The 16,570-nt window shown below is 52.0% G+C and carries 13 protein-coding genes; 9 read left to right on the top strand and 4 right to left on the bottom strand.

The features are described 5' to 3' along the window. Positions 1–278: 278 nt before the first annotated feature. The 3 genes from dcm to HU743_RS08435 all read left to right on the top strand — a co-directional run bounded on the left by dcm (position 279) and on the right by HU743_RS08435 (position 3,625). Entirely contained in the window at positions 279–1,715 is a 1,437-nt protein-coding gene (gene dcm, locus HU743_RS08445; RefSeq protein WP_186648079.1) for a DNA (cytosine-5-)-methyltransferase, read from the top strand. A 124-nt stretch (positions 1,716–1,839) separates the two neighbouring features. Further along, entirely contained in the window at positions 1,840–2,289 is a 450-nt protein-coding gene (locus tag HU743_RS08440; protein WP_346656513.1) for a very short patch repair endonuclease, read from the top strand. Positions 2,290–2,317: 28 nt separating this feature from the next. Next, on the top strand, positions 2,318–3,625 hold the full coding sequence (locus tag HU743_RS08435) for a type II restriction endonuclease (RefSeq protein ID WP_186648077.1): 1,308 nt from the start codon (positions 2,318–2,320) through the stop codon (positions 3,623–3,625). Positions 3,626–3,676: 51 nt separating this feature from the next. Here the strand turns inward: HU743_RS08435 and HU743_RS08430 are convergent, their stop codons facing one another. The 4 genes from HU743_RS08430 to HU743_RS08415 form a co-directional block, all read right to left on the bottom strand. After that, on the bottom strand, positions 3,677–4,735 hold the full coding sequence (locus tag HU743_RS08430; protein WP_186648076.1) for a response regulator: 1,059 nt from the start codon (positions 4,733–4,735) through the stop codon (positions 3,677–3,679). Then, positions 4,728–6,920, bottom strand: a complete 2,193-nt coding sequence (locus HU743_RS27445; RefSeq protein WP_186648074.1) for an ATP-binding protein — start codon at positions 6,918–6,920, stop codon at positions 4,728–4,730. Before HU743_RS27445 ends, HU743_RS08430 begins: the two co-directional genes overlap by 8 nt. Before the next feature lie 180 nt (positions 6,921–7,100). Continuing rightward, positions 7,101–8,351: a ribonucleotide-diphosphate reductase subunit beta gene (locus tag HU743_RS08420; RefSeq protein ID WP_095126160.1), complete on the bottom strand. Its 1,251-nt coding sequence runs from the start codon at positions 8,349–8,351 to the stop codon at positions 7,101–7,103. 562 nt (positions 8,352–8,913) lie between these two features. Beyond that, positions 8,914–9,174 (bottom strand): DUF2790 domain-containing protein, encoded by a 261-nt coding sequence (locus HU743_RS08415; protein ID WP_186622125.1) that lies wholly within the window; start codon positions 9,172–9,174, stop codon positions 8,914–8,916. A 446-nt stretch (positions 9,175–9,620) separates the two neighbouring features. Between HU743_RS08415 and acs the strand changes: the two genes are divergently transcribed. The 6 genes from acs (at position 9,621) to HU743_RS08385 (ending at position 16,442) form a co-directional block, all read left to right on the top strand. Beyond that, entirely contained in the window at positions 9,621–11,576 is a 1,956-nt protein-coding gene (acs, locus tag HU743_RS08410) for an acetate--CoA ligase (protein ID WP_186648072.1), read from the top strand. 710 nt (positions 11,577–12,286) lie between these two features. Next, positions 12,287–13,060: an ABC transporter substrate-binding protein gene (locus HU743_RS08405; RefSeq protein WP_186551462.1), complete on the top strand. Its 774-nt coding sequence runs from the start codon at positions 12,287–12,289 to the stop codon at positions 13,058–13,060. A 91-nt stretch (positions 13,061–13,151) separates the two neighbouring features. Further along, positions 13,152–13,841 carry an ABC transporter permease gene (locus HU743_RS08400; RefSeq protein ID WP_186551461.1) on the top strand — a complete coding sequence of 230 codons (690 nt, stop codon included), beginning with the start codon at positions 13,152–13,154 and terminating at the stop codon, positions 13,839–13,841. Next, the gene (locus HU743_RS08395) at positions 13,838–14,536 is read left to right on the top strand and encodes an ABC transporter permease (RefSeq protein WP_101155916.1); all 699 of its coding nucleotides are present in this window, start codon (positions 13,838–13,840) and stop codon (positions 14,534–14,536) included. Before HU743_RS08400 ends, HU743_RS08395 begins: the two co-directional genes overlap by 4 nt. Position 14,537: 1 nt before the next feature. Beyond that, positions 14,538–15,650 (top strand): succinylglutamate desuccinylase/aspartoacylase family protein, encoded by a 1,113-nt coding sequence (locus tag HU743_RS08390; protein WP_186648071.1) that lies wholly within the window; start codon positions 14,538–14,540, stop codon positions 15,648–15,650. A gap of 27 nt (positions 15,651–15,677) precedes the next feature. Continuing rightward, complete coding sequence (locus HU743_RS08385) at positions 15,678–16,442, top strand: ATP-binding cassette domain-containing protein (RefSeq protein WP_007912705.1); 765 nt, start codon at positions 15,678–15,680, stop codon at positions 16,440–16,442. Positions 16,443–16,570 lie beyond the last annotated feature (128 nt).

Genomic DNA, 16,570 nt, shown 5'->3' with positions numbered 1-16,570 from the left:
TCTTAGGCTCGGAGCTGAGGGTAGGGGCATCAGGGATGGTCGTCAACCAGCGACTTTTCCTACTGGTCATGAGGCGAAAGGAAACCTGGACAAAGACGCGGAGTAAATTACGCTGTGTTTATATCCAGTGTTTGGTCGCCATCGAATCCCGCAGCTCCCCACTTCCGTGTAGGCATGACTCGTCTCACGGAATCCAGGTAATTTCATTTACTTTGAAGTTTTGTGGGCTAGAATGGTGATCATTCGTCACAGCTTTGACCCAGAGGAATTTCGGGCTCATGAATCTTTTTGAAACACCGTCTTTTGAATCCTTGAGCGAAGCAACCTCGGGTTCGTACGAGCCTGATACTCATCCCTTGACTGACCTAGCGCTGCTGCACAAGCTCTTGGAAATCTACGACCAAGGGCAACTGGCTGAAATTCTCAACGACGTAAGCCCGAGTCACTGGTGCCGCGAAACCATCAACCGCTGGATAAAGGGAAAGGCCTCCCCGAAGCTCTCCCATATTGAGTTCACTCGTCTCAAGGATCTTTTGCCCAAGCGTTTGAACCACAAACCTTCATTTACCTTTATCGATCTCTTTGCCGGCATTGGCGGAATCAGGAAAGGGTTTGAAGCCATCGGTGGTGAGTGCTTGTTTACATCCGAATGGAACAAGTACGCCGTTAAAACTTACAAGGCGAACCACTACTGCGATCCTGCTCGTCATCGCTTCAATCTGGATATCCGCTCGGTCACGCTTTCAGACAAGCCAGAAATCAGTGACGAGGAAGCCTACAGGAACATTGATCGCGAAATTCCTGACCACGATGTTCTGCTGGCAGGTTTCCCATGCCAGCCGTTTTCTCTTGCAGGTGTTTCCAAGAAGAACTCCCTAGGGCGTAAGCACGGTTTCGAGTGCGAGACCCAAGGCACTCTGTTTTTCGACGTGGCGCGGATTATCGCCGCAAAACGCCCGGCCGCATTTTTGCTGGAAAACGTGAAAAACCTGAAAAGCCATGACAAGGGCAATACTTTCCGGATCATTTGCGAAGCTCTGGATGAACTGGGGTATGAGGTTGCAGATGTTAATGCGCCAAAAGGCTCAGATCCCAAAGTCATCGATGCGAAGCATTTTGTGCCGCAGCATCGAGAGCGAATTGTGTTGGTCGGTTTTCGTCGCGACTTGAATGTTCACCAAGGATTCACATTGAGCGACATCAGCAAGCTCATACCGAAGCAGCGACCCACCTTCGGTGATCTGCTTGATAAAGAAGTGGATGAAAAATACATCCTAACTCCGAAGCTTTGGGACTACCTTTACCGTTATGCCGCGAAGCACCGTGAGAAGGGGAATGGCTTTGGTTTTGGCCTGACAGGCCCTAACGATGTGGCCCGTACGCTTTCAGCTAGGTACCACAAGGATGGTTCGGAGATCCTCGTTGATCGCGGGTTTTTGGATAGCTTGGACTTCAACAGTGAGTTCAATCAACTCAATCGCCCCCGTCGGCTGACTCCGCATGAATGTTCACGTCTGATGGGCTTCGATAAACCAAAGGAAAGCAAATTTATAATTCCCGTATCTGACACTCAGGCATATCGTCAGTTTGGAAATTCGGTAGCAGTTCCCGTTTTTGAAGCTGTCGCACGACTTATGAAGGACCGAATTATTGCTGCGAAAGAAAAAAATGAAAACAAAGAGCGCGCACAGTTAGAAATTTCATTGATCAATTGATCTTGAAGTTGGATGCTCCGGAGTTGGATGGGGAATCAACCCCGTCCCATCCATAAATATTTGCTTTGCGCTTTAATTGGTGGGGTCTTAGGCATTATTTCAGGGTGATTCTTTGATTGATATCGTGAGCAAAGCTACCAGGTCACGGATGATGTCAGGAATAAAAGGTAAGAATACGAAGCCCGAATTAATGATGAGACGATATCTTCATTCCAAGGGATTCAGGTTTCGAATTCATGAAGATAAGCTACCGGGGCGGCCCGATGTCGTACTCAAAAGGTACGGAGTGGTAGTTCTTGTGCACGGTTGCTTTTGGCATCGTCATAAAAATTGCTTTTACGCTACAGCACCAAATAGTAGAAAAGACTTTTGGTCTTTAAAGTTTTCAAAAAATACTGCGCGCGATGAATCTCAAGTTCTCCAACTGCTAGAGCTTGGATGGAGGGTACTAGTTGTTTGGGAGTGTGGCACGAAAAATGCTTTAGATGATATCGGTCAGATCGATGTTTTTATAAAAGGCGATTTTAAATACATGGAGTGGCCTAGCACTCCGAAGCGCATTAGAGTAAGTTAGTGTTTCAAGCTGAACTCGGAGATGAAAGGTGAAGGATGTAAGTCAGTGGGACTCGCTGCAAGAGTGGATGGCCAAGAGTTCAAAGGTACTCATTAAAAAGTTATCTCGGAACGATTGTAGTTGGGCAGACTGTAAGAACAATCATCAGAGCGGCGTTTACATTCCCGTCCATATAAGGATGAGTGGTTTCTTTCCTCCCCTTGAGCAGCGAAATTCAAAGCCTCATATTTTTGAAGCTGAATTCTCGACATTCTGGCCGATCACTGGCGAAGTAAAGCTATCTAAATTAAAGCATTTTTCGAATAAAGGGTCGGAAGCGCATATGACGCGAATTCCGAAGAGTGAGTTTTCGTGTCTTTCGCCAGCTTCTTTATTGGTAGGTGGTATTTTAAAACAAAGCGAGGGTGGTTTTTTTCATTGGTTTATAGTTATAGATTCTGTCTCGGAAGAGGCGGAGTTGATAGAGACACAGTTTGGGTTGGATGTAGAATTTCAGTGTGAGCTGTTTGATCCAAAGTTAATTCATTTTGATGAGATTGACGAAAGCTCTAGGCTCATATTGGAGCTTGGTCGTGCGCTGCAAGACGGTTCGTTATTGGAGTTCGTCAATTCAGTTTCAAAGCTTCCAAGTCCGGAGGTTTTGGCAGGTCGGGCGCAAGCTATATATTTAAAAGAGCACGGATTGAAGTCTCTTGACCCGTATATAATGCAGAATCCGGGTGATGCTATAATGAAGATTAGCCGGGATATAGAGTTTTCTTTGTACAAGCAAGCCGAGCTTCGTCACCGAGCTGCGGATATAGTTCGTATTCTTAAAGGCGGTGGTGACGATCTTGTAACCTCCGTAGTTCGAGGATTTCCTATGCTTGATGCATCCTTTCTCAGCGCGAGTCAGCACCGCAAGTCTCGAGCGGGAAGATCTTTTGAGAAACATATCTCAAGGATGTTTGTCGATGCGGGAGTGAATTTTTCGGAACAGTTCGTAACGGGAGGACGGCGCCCTGATTTTGTGGTTCCTAATGGAGTAGTCTTGAGCTCCAAAAAAAGAAAGTTTGAGGAGGCCATTGTTCTGTCAGCAAAAACAACTCTACGTGAACGATGGAAGCAGCTGGCGTTAGAGAAGTTTAACTGTAGTTTGTTTCTTGCGACTGTAGATGATCGCGTATCCTCTGATTCAATAGCTGATATGTCAGATAACGGTATTTTTCTTGTAGTGCCAGAATCTTTGAAGGATTCCGATCGTACGTGTTATAAGAAAAAAACCAACGTCTTAACTTTTAAGGAATTTTTTGACGAAAAACTCATCAAGTCGTCTAGGAGTTTTTTGCTCATGTAATGGTTGCAATTTACAGATAGCGCCACAGAGTGGCACTATCTCGTGTTTTGTTTATAGTGAATGCTGGAGGCAATGATTAGGCTCTATGTCAGGCGCTCCAGGCCTACCAATGTAAGACGAGAAACGGTGAATAAGGTTTGGGAGAAATTTTGGTGAAATTGCAGCAATGATTTTTGTTGGATCTAATTCAGAGTATTTAATTGTTATCAATTCATCAAAGTTTACGACCTTTGGAGGCTCTCCTTTATGTAGTGGAGGGAGGAAATGGGTGTAAAGATTGTGGGCCTGATTGATTAGCCCCGTTAGAGAGGTGATGTCGCCCTTTTCTGCTTGAGCCAAATATTGCTTGTATTTTGGATGGTCGTTGCATTTGGCCAGTAGTACAATCTCATCTTTTTTATATCTGACTATGTTGCAGGCAGGTGTCAGAACTACCCAAGTAGAATTATCTATGTTGATGAGGTCTCCTGTCATTATGTTTGTTCTGATAACAGGGTGGATATAGCTTTCTTGTGGATGTGACTTCGTAGTGCTGTTTACGGTTAGTATTCGGTCGGCAATGTTCTCCAAAATCATTCTGAGCGAAGACTCTGCAGGTATCGTATTGCCAAGTTTGGATATACGGCTTGCTACCCCGCTATGAAATAAGGTTGCCAATTCTTTGTTTAATAGCTCAAACGATTGCTGCATTAGTTTGATTAGCAAAAGTTTTGTTTTGATCCAATCGAAAATTTTTGTTTCAGCGTCGGCTTCTTTAGTGAATTTTGCCATCGAACTTGGATCAAGTGTTTTGTCTTCTACGTCAGTTGGTTTTCCTGTCAAGATGGCAATAGGGCATGGTGATATTTCTTTCAGCTCCCTTATGAATTGGTTGCCCGTTGTCACCGCATCACTACCAGGAATTCCGGTCGCGATTTTGAGATCTGTAACAATTATGTCGAATTTTTTAAAGGATATTGCTGCTTTTGCTTCTTGGATGCTAGAGACGCACTGTACTTCAAAAGAAATATTGTTTTCGGCGTCTGATCCGTAAATTTCTGCCTCCTTAAGGAAGCCATCCCAAAGATTTTGCTCATCCTCAATGTAGAGTATTTTTACGATGTTATTCATGGGTACTGGCTTCCTTGATTTTTATTTCGAATGTACATCCGTTGATTGCATTGACTAGCTTTAAAGAGCCGCCAGTTCTCGCGAGTGACTCTTTCGAAATTGCTAGTCCAAGCCCTTGGCCATGGCTTACTTTAGTAGTAAAGCCGGCCTCAAATACTGATTCCTTAAAGTTATCTTTGATCCCTGGTCCATTGTCTTCTACCCGAATTAGAATGTAGCCGGATTCCTTGTAAGTAGTGATGTTTATGCGCGGGGTCCTATTTTCTTGTTTTATTAGCCAGAAAATGGAGTTGTCGATTAAGTTTATGAGTGCTGTTTGTATCTCGTCGCCATAGCCTAAATAGTTTAGGTTTTTTTCGCCTTCCAGATGAATTGAGATTCCATTATCAACCGCCTTGTTGTTCATTACTTCTATGGACGAAATGATATGGTTGTAGGCATTTTGTATTGTGGGTGGTCCCGATCTTTTCGTTGCTAAAGGATCAAGCTGAGATAAAAGTTTTTCCATTCTTGCAGATTGCTTGATGTTTTCTTCAGTCCGAAAGAGATATTTTTCTTTGGTGTCTTTTTCAGGTTCGGTTGATGTTATTTTTTTCCAATCAAACTTTAGATGTTTTAGTAAGCTGCTCATCGATTTAAGAGGGTTTCTTAATTCGTGGAGAACTTCCGCAATTATTTTTCCTAACGTGGCGCGCGCCTCAAGAATTCGTTCGTGTTCAATTTGCTCGATAATTCGCTTTCTTAGTTCTTCTTGCGCATGGTCAATTGTGATTCTCGCTGCTTCGCGTTTTTGTACCGGAATTTCAGAGAGTATTTTTTCTTTCCAAGTGAATTCGGCAGCTTCAATAAACTGCTCATGCCTAGGCTTTCTTTTTCCCTTACCTGTGCCTTCTCTTACCTTTCTCCGCATGGGCTCAATTGCTGAGCCTAGGAGGTTTGTAATAAGTTCCTGTAAGCGTTTATAACTTCCATTTGATTCTAGGCCCTCTCGGCTACTTCTCTCGATTAGATTGCTGTTGTTCTCCTCGGAAATAGTTATGAAGCCGGCTATTTGGTTGGATCCAATTCTCATTGACGGGTTGTCAACGCGGCGTCTACTAAGTTCCAGCCAGTCTTGATCCTTGTCTCCATATGGACGGATTCTGAAGTCATCTCTATAAATGCCAACACCAGTCATATCATCAAGAATTTGTCTGGCTGCCCTTTTGCCATATCCTTGCAAGCCTGCCCGTGTTATCAAAGCCTCAATAGACTCAGGTTCTCTATCAAATATCAAAAGACGCACTTTTAAATCTCCACATGGGAGCACGCCGCGATTTAGATCAATTGGGAAAAATTCATTGATTGTTTCAGAGTAGGGTTCCCCTAGCGAATGAAAAGTCATTTCTCCCTTAAAATTACCTTCATTATCGAAAGAGCCAACTACTTCATAGTCTGCACTATCGAGTATTGGGGCTGGCTCTACCTTAAGAATGTTGTCTGTTGCATCATAATCGAAAGATAGGGGGCGCGAGCTTTCTAAGCTTTCACTTAGGTCAAGGAATATCGAGAAATCGTCCTGCTTGTTGATTTGCTCTTCGTTGGACTTTGTTTCTTTTTTGATTGGCGAAATAAGTCTTCTTAGTTCTATGTTTAAATCGCTTATTTCTTTTGAAATCCAGTTGTCTCTGAGCTCTTTTATTCGGACGGTGGTTCCTGTTGGATGGTCATTTGGTTTGCTGCTTCTTCTTATTTGAACTCTGACATCTTCTAGATAATTTTGAGCGTCGAAATCTTTCCAATCAATTTTTACAGTTGTTACTTCTGTGCTGGTATTGTCTTTTGCTCTTGCTGCCGTAGTCAGTGTCATCAGTTCGCCAAGGCGTGCCGCAGCGAATCTACCAATCCCTTTTGATCCAAGCAACTTCCTCCCTAGAGTTGAGTGGCTTCTTACAACCTTATGGTCTGTAGCGGGTTCCAACCAAGAGTTTATTATGGTGTTAAAACTCATGCCATGGCCGTCATCTGAAATTTCAACGCATGGAGCTTCATCTCTTTGGGAGATGATTTTTATTGTGCAGTGTGTTGCATCTGCATCATGAGCATTTTTTACTAGCTCGACGACGGCTGCGATTGGTCCACTTACTAATTTATCTCCAATTGTTCTTATTAAGCGAGCTCGGGGTTTGAATTTATATGGATCCACCTAGTCTGCCTCCGTCGCAATAAAAATAAGATCCCTACTTACCGGATCAGTGGTTTATCGGTTATATCATGCCATTATGATGGCATCAATATCCAAAGACATTGTTTGTAGCATGCAGAGAGACAAAAAAAAGGCCGCCGAACGGCAGCCTTTTTGATATGAGAAAGAGGTGAGGGTATTTCAATCCCAGCTCAACGCACCACCAGTCTGATACTCAATAACCCGTGTCTCAAAGAAATTCTTCTCTTTCTTCAAGTCCATAATCTCGCTCATCCAAGGGAACGGATTCGTCGTCCCTGGATATTCCTCTTTCAAACCAATCTGCGACAAACGACGGTTAGCAATGAACTTCAGATAGTCCTCCATCATCGCCGCATTCATCCCCAACACCCCGCGAGGCATGGTATCTCGTGCGTATTCAATCTCCAGCTGAGTCCCCTGCAGGATCATCTGGGTCGCTTCTTCCTTCATTTCAGCATCCCACAAGTGTGGGTTTTCGATTTTGATCTGGTTGATCACGTCGATGCCGAAGTTCAGGTGCATGGATTCGTCGCGCAGGATGTACTGGAACTGCTCGGCGACGCCGGTCATTTTGTTGCGGCGGCCCATGGAGAGGATTTGGGTGAAGCCGCAGTAGAAGAAGATGCCTTCCAGAACGCAGTAGTAGGCGATCAGGTTGCGCAGCAGTTCTTTGTCGGTGTCCGGGGTGCCGGTTTCGAACTTCGGATCGGAGATCGAGCGGGTGTATTTCAGGCCCCAGGCTGCTTTTTTTGCGACCGATGGGATCTCGTGGTACATGTTGAAGATCTCGCCTTCATCCATGGCCAGGGACTCGATGCAGTACTGGTAGGCGTGGGTGTGGATCGCCTCTTCGAACGCCTGGCGCAGGATGTACTGGCGGCATTCCGGGTTGGTGATCAGGCGGTACACGGCCAGGACCAGGTTGTTGGCAACCAGGGAGTCGGCGGTGGAGAAGAAGCCGAGGTTGCGCATGACGATGCGGCGCTCGTCGTCGGTCAGGCCTTCCGGGTTTTTCCAGAGGGCGATGTCGGCGGTCATGTTGACTTCTTGCGGCATCCAGTGGTTTGCGCAGCCGTCCAGATACTTCTGCCAGGCCCAGTCGTACTTGAATGGCACGAGTTGGTTGAGGTCGGCGCGGCAGTTGATCATGCGCTTTTCGTCGACGGCGACACGGGCGGAGGCGCCTTCGAGTTCGGCGAGGCCTTCGGCGACGTCGAGGGAGTTCAGTGCAGCCTTGGCGCGGGCCACGGCGGCCGAGTCGTCGGCGGTCACGGCGCGGGCTTCGAGCGCAGCGGCGCCGCCGGCGTTGTCGAGGCGGTCCATGTTGGCTTCGCTCGCGTGGCCGGCGTTGGCGCCTTTCACTGCGGCTACTTCACTGTCTTCTTTGTCGAATTCGTCCCAGCTCAGCATGACGTGTCGTCTCCTGCGTGAGGGCCTGTCGCCCGTGTGAAACCTGATTGGTTGGTTTTTCACACGGTCGTACAGACCGCGTTGGATCTTAAGGAATCGTTTTTTGCAGCAGCTATACGCAGGCAATAAAACAGAATTTTGTACGGGTTTTCCGAGAGCCTCTGACGGGCGCAGATCACGTGAAACGCGGCTGCGGGGCTTCAGACTGGCTTTTCCTCCCTGTAAGGGAATATTGCTGACCCGATTAGGGCGGCATTATAGGGAAAAAATCGGGGGTGTGGGGGAGGGCGAAAGCGCGCAGGGCGGTCAAGCGGCAGGGGGATTTTGCTCGGAGCGAGGGATTACAGGGCTTTCACTGGGATTGGCCACTGAGAAATTTTTTTGATTAATTTTTTCGTGGGGCCCCGGTTGTTCAAGAAATGAGCAAAAAACCGCGTTTTTCACTATATCTTGTGTTTTGCAAGCCTTTTCAACGACTCCAGACACAACTGAGCCCGACCGAAGCCGGGCTGGAATCGACCCTCAATGTGGCGCTGAGTGGTCCGATTCGGTGCAGTCTGATTCAGTTCGTGCAGCCGTTGCCCATGATGCTGTAGCGCAGGATGTGGCGTTGGCCATTGTGGTCGTCGTATACCATTTTTGCCGGTACTACTTCGCAGACATTCGGAACTTCACTCATCGATACAACTTTGGCGATGTCCAGGTGTGTGGAGTAAGTGTATTGCTCGATAACCGGCTGTTGCTGTGCGACATCAGTCTGGGCCTCTTCTGCCATGGCGGTTGCGCACAGACTGCTGAGGGCCAGAACTAATAAAGCTTTCATTTCTGATTCACCTTTTTGAGGTCGAGTGGGGTCACGCAACCTTTTTAGGGTTGCGTGTGGAGCTTCATGGTTGGTGCGTTACTTGGAGAGCTGGATTAACGGCCTTCGTGGGGGCTGTAACGTTGTTAATCGCGTTTGCCTTGTTGGCGAGGTGAATTTTAGGGGGACGAGGCGAGGGTAAACAGAGCGGGTTTTGATAAACACTTTTCGCAGATTTGGTAATAATCGGCTGGGTAGGTTTGTCTGACACGCCGTGGCGTTTGCATCGCTTGCAGGCAAGCTCCCACCAGGATTGCGTGTGGCTCGAAAGGGTCTTTCAAGTCAGCAAAGGTGGATGTCTGGATATTTTGTAGGGGCTTGTTACTACCATCGTCGAATGGTTCTATGGGGCCCACCCGGCTACAACGGGGTTATACAAAAACAACTATTACACCGAGGTAGGAAAGATGAGTGCGGCTTCTCTGTATCCCGTTCGTCCCGAGGTTCTGGCTAGCACGCTGACTGACGAGGCGACCTACAAAGCCATGTACCAGCAGTCGGTCGTCAACCCTGACGGTTTCTGGCGCGAGCAGGCCAAGCGTCTCGACTGGATCAAGCCCTTCACCACGGTGAAACAGACTTCGTTCGACGATCACCATGTCGACATCAAGTGGTTTGCCGACGGCACCCTGAACGTTTCCTACAATTGCCTCGACCGTCATCTGGCCGAGCGCGGCGATCAAGTCGCGATCATCTGGGAAGGTGACGACCCGTCCGAAAGCCGCAACATCACCTACCGCGAACTGCACGAACAGGTGTGCAAACTGGCCAACGCCCTGCGCGGTCAGGACGTGCACCGTGGCGACGTGGTGACCATTTACATGCCGATGATCCCCGAAGCCGTGGTCGCCATGCTGGCCTGCACCCGGATCGGCGCGATTCACTCGGTGGTGTTCGGCGGTTTCTCCCCGGAAGCTCTGGCCGGTCGCATCATCGACTGCCGTTCGAAAGTGGTGATCACCGCTGACGAAGGCATCCGTGCCGGCAAGAAGATTTCCCTCAAGGCCAACGTCGACGATGCGCTGACCAACCCGGAAACCAGCAGCATCCAGAAAGTCATTGTCTGCAAGCGCACCGGTGGCGACATCAAGTGGAACCAGCATCGCGACATCTGGTACGAAGACCTGATGAAAGTTGCGGGCACCGTTTGCGCGCCGAAAGAGATGGGCGCCGAAGAAGCGCTGTTCATCCTTTATACCTCCGGCTCGACCGGCAAGCCGAAGGGCGTGCAGCACACCACCGGCGGTTATCTGCTGTATGCCGCGATGACCCACGAGCGCGTGTTCGACTACCGCCCGGGCGAAATCTACTGGTGCACCGCCGACGTCGGCTGGGTCACCGGCCACAGTTACATCGTCTACGGCCCGCTGGCCAATGGCGCGACTACTCTGTTGTTCGAAGGCGTGCCGAACTATCCGGATATCACCCGGGTGGCGAAAATCATCGACAAGCACAAGGTCAACATCCTCTACACCGCGCCGACCGCTATCCGCGCGATGATGGCTTCGGGTCAGGCCGCCGTTGAGGGCGCCGATGGCAGCAGCCTGCGTCTGCTCGGTTCGGTGGGCGAGCCAATTAACCCGGAAGCCTGGGACTGGTATTACAAAAATGTCGGAAAGTCGCGTTGCCCGATCGTCGATACCTGGTGGCAGACCGAGACCGGCGGCAACATGATGAGCCCGCTGCCGGGTGCTCACGCGCTGAAGCCGGGTTCGGCGGCGCGGCCGTTCTTCGGTGTGGTGCCGGCGCTGGTCGACAACCTCGGTAACATTATCGAGGGCGAGGCCGAAGGCAATCTGGTGATTCTTGATTCGTGGCCTGGCCAGGCACGTACGCTGTATGGCGATCACGATCGTTTCGTCGATACCTACTTCAAGACCTTCCGTGGCATGTACTTCACCGGTGACGGCGCGCGTCGTGATGCCGATGGTTACTACTGGATCACCGGGCGTGTGGACGACGTGCTCAACGTCTCCGGCCACCGCATGGGCACGGCCGAGATCGAGAGCGCGATGGTGGCGCACCCGAAAGTCGCCGAAGCAGCGGTTGTGGGCGTGCCGCATGACATCAAGGGGCAGGGCATTTATGTCTATGTGACCTTGAAGAATGGTGAGGAGCCGACCGAGCAGTTGCGTCTGGAGCTGAAGAACTGGGTGCGCAAGGAGATCGGGCCGATCGCTTCGCCGGACGTGATCCAGTGGGCGCCGGGGCTGCCGAAAACCCGTTCGGGCAAGATCATGCGGCGCATTCTGCGCAAGATTGCCACGGCGGAATACGACGGGTTGGGCGATATCTCGACCCTGGCGGATCCGGGTGTGGTGCAGCATTTGATTGATACGCACAAGACGATGAATGTGGCGTAAATCGTAGCTTGGAGAAAAGCCCTGTCCGGTGATGCTGGATGGGGCTTTTTTGTGGCTGGGGGTTTTATGGTGGCTGGGCTGGCCTCATCGCGAGCAGGCTCACTCCTACAATGGATCGAGTTTCTTCAGTTGGAATGCCGTCAACTGTAGGGGTGAGCCTGCTCGCGATAGCAATCTGTCAGACACCGCTGTGGCCGCCTGTAGGAAACCGAAACCGCCCAACCAATAATTATCGACCTGCGCTGCAGGACCTTTCCCGTTGTTACCCAGCACGGCCCAATGTGTAACCGCCCGCCCCGCAACGGGGCAAAGGGAAACGCATTGCCCCGTTTTAGAGCCTTAAACCTCCCGGTGAAAAATTAGACATAACGCTACGCTTGCCGGATTAGAAGGGTTTGCGAATAATAGGCCCGCAATTTGCAGCATAGATCGGTTCACTGTCTTTCGCTCTTGCATGAAATTGCAGGGCTGTCAATGAGCTCAAGTCGCTTTCTCGGTGCATCTGTAATTAGTTGTCGCATTGAAGAAATATCGGCTTCGGGCCTGTCGTTAGAATGCCGATCACTCGCTCATCGTGGCTGATGTTGAAACCTCCTTCGGTTTCAATCGGAAATTTCCCACCGATGCGGCACCGATTTCCTGATTCACCATTCGCATATTGGGCTGTTGCTCACTCTGCCGTTTTTGCCCTTTACCGATGGAGTCCCAAGATGAAGAAACTTGTGCTGCTTGGCGCCCTGGCACTGTCCGTGCTCTCGCTGAATGCCGTCGCTGACGAAAAGCCTGTGAAAATCGGTATCGAAGCGGCTTACCCTCCGTTCGCCTCGAAAGCGCCGGACGGCAGCATCGTCGGTTTCGACTACGACATCGGCAACGCGCTGTGCGAAGAAATGAAGGTCAAGTGCGTGTGGGTCGAGCAAGAGTTCGACGGCCTGATCCCGGCACTGAAAGTGCGCAAGATCGACGCGATCCTGTCGTCGATGTCGATCACCGAAGATCGCAAGAAGTCGGTCGACTTCACCAACAAGTACTACAACACCCCGGCACGTCTGGTCATGAAGGCCGGTACTCAGGTCAGCGAAGGTCTGGCTGAGCTCAAAGGCAAGAACATCGGCGTACAACGCGGCTCGATCCACGAGCGCTTCGCCCGCGAAGTGCTGGCTCCGCTGGGTGCCGAAATCAAGCCGTACGGTTCGCAGAACGAAATCTACCTCGACGTCGCCGCCGGTCGCCTCGACGGCACCGTGGCTGACGCTACCCTGCTGGACGACGGCTTCCTGAAAACCGACGCTGGCAAAGGCTTCGCGTTCGTTGGTCCGGCATTCACCGACGTCAAATACTTCGGCGACGGCGTTGGCATCGCAGTGCGCAAGGGCGACGCCCTGAAAGAGAAAATCAACACGGCCATCGTGGCCATCCGTGAAAACGGCAAATACAAAGCAATCCAGGACAAGTACTTCGCCTTCGATATCTACGGCAAGTAAGACGTCTCTGCGACAAGTCCGAAATGGCGCAAGCAACAGAATCTCTGCGGTTTGCGCCATTTTTTCATCCCAACTTTCGAGGACCTGAATCATGTTGAAAGGCTACGGGGCTGTCATCCTCGATGGCGCATGGCTGACGCTTCAGCTCGCCTTGTCGTCCATGGCCCTGGCCATCGTTCTCGGGCTGATCGGTGTCGCGTTGCGCCTGTCGCCGGTGCGCTGGCTGGCGTGGCTGGGCGATTTGTATTCCACGGTGATCCGCGGGATTCCCGATCTGGTGCTGATCCTGCTGATCTTCTACGGCGGTCAGGATCTGCTCAATCGCGTCGCACCGATGCTCGGCTATGACGACTACATCGACCTGAACCCGCTGGCCGCCGGTATCGGCACCCTCGGTTTCATCTTCGGTGCGTACCTGTCGGAGACTTTCCGTGGCGCGTTCATGGCGATCCCCAAAGGCCAGGCCGAAGCGGGCGTGGCGTACGGCATGAGCAGTTTTCAGGTGTTCTTCCGGGTGATGGTGCCGCAGATGATTCGCCTGGCGATTCCCGGCTTCACCAACAACTGGCTGGTACTGACCAAGGCCACCGCGTTGATTTCCGTGGTCGGTCTGCAAGACATGATGTTCAAGGCCAAGCAGGCGGCGGATGCCACGCGTGAGCCTTTTACCTTCTTCCTCGCAGTGGCGGCGATGTACCTGGTGATCACCAGCGTGTCGTTGCTGATCCTGCGTCAACTTGAGAAGCGCTACTCGGTAGGCGTAAGGGCGGCTGATCTATGATCTTCGACTACAACGTCATTTGGGAGGCGCTGCCGCTGTACTTCGGCGGGCTGCTGACCACCCTCAAACTGCTCGCGCTGTCGCTGTTCTTCGGTTTGCTCGCCGCACTGCCGCTGGGCCTGATGCGCGTGTCCAAGAACCCGATCGTCAACGGCGCCGCGTGGCTGTACACCTACGTGATTCGCGGCACGCCGATGCTGGTTCAGCTGTTCCTGATCTACTACGGTCTGGCGCAGTTCGAAGCAGTACGTGAAAGCTTCTTGTGGCCGTGGCTGTCCAGCGCAACGTTCTGCGCGTGTCTGGCCTTTGCGGTCAACACCAGCGCCTACACCGCCGAGATCATCGCCGGCAGCCTCAAGGCCACGCCGAACGGTGAGATTGAAGCGGCCAAGGCCATGGGCATGTCGCGCTTCAAACTGTACAAGCGCATCCTGCTGCCGTCGGCCCTGCGCCGGGCGCTGCCGCAGTACAGCAACGAAGTGATCATGATGCTGCAGACCACCAGTCTGGCGTCCATCGTGACCCTGATCGACATCACCGGCGCGGCGCGTACCGTCAATGCGCAGTTCTATCTGCCGTTCGAGGCCTACATCACGGCCGGCGTGTTCTACCTGTGCCTGACCTTTATTCTGGTCAAGCTGTTCAAGCTGGCCGAGCGTCGCTGGTTGAGCTACCTCGCGCCACGGAAGCACTGATATGCAACGCATCGATCATGTATTGCCTTGGAGCCACTTGGGCAGCGAACGCAAGGTTTCGGTATTCCGCTTCGGACAAGGCGAGCGCAAGGCCTATATCCAGGCCAGTCTGCACGCTGATGAGTTGCCGGGCATGCGCACCGCCTGGGAGCTGAAAAAGCGCTTGGGCGAACTCGAAGCCCAAGGCCTGCTCAATGGCGTGATCGAGTTGGTGCCGGTCGCCAATCCGCTGGGTCTTGGGCAATTGTTGCAAGGCAATTTCCAGGGTCGTTTCGAGGCGGGCAGCGGCAAGAATTTCAACCGTGATTTCGTCGAACTCAGTGCGCCGGTTGCGGCGGCGCTGGGCGACAAGCTCGGTGATGATCCGCATGCCAATGTGCGGCTGATCCGTCAGGCCATGGCCGATCATCTGGCCGCATTGCCTGAGGCGAGCAGCCAGTTGCAAGGCATGCAGCGTGTGTTGCTCAGCCATGCCTGCAACGCCGACGTCGTGCTCGACTTGCACTGCGATGCCGAAGCCGCGCTGCACATGTACGCGTTGCCGCAGCACTGGCCGCAGTGGCGTTCGCTGGCAGCGCATCTGAGCGTCAAGGTCGGTTTGCTGGCGGAAGATTCCGGCGGCAGTTCGTTCGACGAAGCCTGCTCGCTGCCGTGGCTGCGCCTGTCGCGGCAGTTCCCGGATGCACAGATTCCACTGGCGTGCCTGGCGACCACCATCGAACTGGGCGGACAGGCCGACACCGGTCGCGTCGAAGCCGAGGCCTATGCTGAAGGCATTCTGGCGTTCCTCGCTGAGCAAGGCCTGATCACCGGCGAGTGGCCGAATCCGGCCTTCGAACCGTGCGAAGGCATGCCGTTCGAAGGCACCGAATTGTTGTTTGCACCGCACCCCGGTGTGGTGAGTTTTTCCCGCAAACCCGGCGAATGGGTCGAGGCGGGCGACGAGATTTTTCAAGTGATCGACCCTGTGTCCGATCGGGTCAGCACGGTGTGTGCTGGTACGTCCGGGGTGCTGTTTGCCATTGAACGGCTGCGCTATGCCCAACCCGGTTTCTGGCTGGCCAAGGTGGCGGGGCGCGAAGCGCTGCGTCACGGGCGCTTGCTCAACGACTGACTGACTGTTTTTGTGAGAACCGACCGCATGTACAAACTTGAAGTCCAAGACCTGCATAAACGCTATGGCAGTCACGAAGTGCTCAAGGGCGTGTCCCTGAAAGCGGCCGCCGGCGATGTGATCAGCATCATCGGCTCCAGTGGCTCCGGCAAAAGTACTTTCCTGCGCTGCATCAACCTGCTCGAGCAGCCGCACGCCGGCAAGATCCTGCTCAACAACGAAGAGCTGAAACTGGTGGCGAACAAGGACGGCGCGTTGAAAGCTGCCGATCCGAAGCAGCTGCAACGCATGCGTTCGCGCCTGTCGATGGTGTTCCAGCATTTCAACCTGTGGTCGCACATGACCGCGATTGAAAACATCATGGAAGCGCCAGTGCATGTGCTCGGCGTACCCAAGTATGAAGCCCGCGAAAAGGCTGAGTACTACTTGAACAAAGTGGGCGTGGCTCACCGTAAGGACGCCTTCCCGGGGCACATGTCCGGCGGCGAACAACAGCGCGTGGCGATTGCCCGTGCGCTGGCGATGGAACCGGAAGTGATGCTCTTCGACGAGCCGACCTCGGCCCTCGACCCGGAACTGGTTGGCGACGTGCTGAAAGTCATGCAGGCGCTGGCTCAGGAAGGCCGCACCATGGTTGTGGTGACCCACGAAATGGGCTTCGCCCGTGAAGTGTCGAACCAGCTGGTGTTCCTGCACAAAGGCGTCGTCGAAGAAAGCGGCAACCCGCGCGAAGTGCTGGTCAATCCGCAGTCGGAGCGCTTGCAGCAGTTTCTGTCGGGTAGCCTGAAATAAAACAGGGCTGCCGTTGTGCACCAGATTAGGTCATGCTTCGCGATCCGGAGCCTGACCCAAATCCCCTGTGGGAGCGAGCCTGCTCGCGAAAGCGGTGGTACAGATAGCAATTATGTTGACTGATGCAC

This window comes from Pseudomonas sp. SWRI99, from assembly GCF_014270125.1.
GTDB lineage: Bacteria > Pseudomonadota > Gammaproteobacteria > Pseudomonadales > Pseudomonadaceae > Aquipseudomonas > Aquipseudomonas hamedanensis.
This window is presented reverse-complemented; position numbering and strand designations above follow the sequence as displayed.

What these genes read in the sequence shown, in the direction of transcription:
- dcm (WP_186648079.1), top strand. Translation starts at nt 279, where the DNA reads ATGAATCTTTTTGAAACACCGTCTTTTGAATCCTTGAGCGAAGCAACC.
- HU743_RS08430 (WP_186648076.1), bottom strand. Translation starts at nt 4,735, where the DNA reads ATGAATAACATCGTAAAAATACTCTACATTGAGGATGAGCAAAATCTT.
- HU743_RS08420 (WP_095126160.1), bottom strand. Translation starts at nt 8,351, where the DNA reads ATGCTGAGCTGGGACGAATTCGACAAAGAAGACAGTGAAGTAGCCGCA.
- HU743_RS08415 (WP_186622125.1), bottom strand. Translation starts at nt 9,174, where the DNA reads ATGAAAGCTTTATTAGTTCTGGCCCTCAGCAGTCTGTGCGCAACCGCC.
- acs (WP_186648072.1), top strand. Translation starts at nt 9,621, where the DNA reads ATGAGTGCGGCTTCTCTGTATCCCGTTCGTCCCGAGGTTCTGGCTAGC.
- HU743_RS08405 (WP_186551462.1), top strand. Translation starts at nt 12,287, where the DNA reads ATGAAGAAACTTGTGCTGCTTGGCGCCCTGGCACTGTCCGTGCTCTCG.
- HU743_RS08400 (WP_186551461.1), top strand. Translation starts at nt 13,152, where the DNA reads ATGTTGAAAGGCTACGGGGCTGTCATCCTCGATGGCGCATGGCTGACG.
- HU743_RS08395 (WP_101155916.1), top strand. Translation starts at nt 13,838, where the DNA reads ATGATCTTCGACTACAACGTCATTTGGGAGGCGCTGCCGCTGTACTTC.
- HU743_RS08390 (WP_186648071.1), top strand. Translation starts at nt 14,538, where the DNA reads ATGCAACGCATCGATCATGTATTGCCTTGGAGCCACTTGGGCAGCGAA.
- HU743_RS08385 (WP_007912705.1), top strand. Translation starts at nt 15,678, where the DNA reads ATGTACAAACTTGAAGTCCAAGACCTGCATAAACGCTATGGCAGTCAC.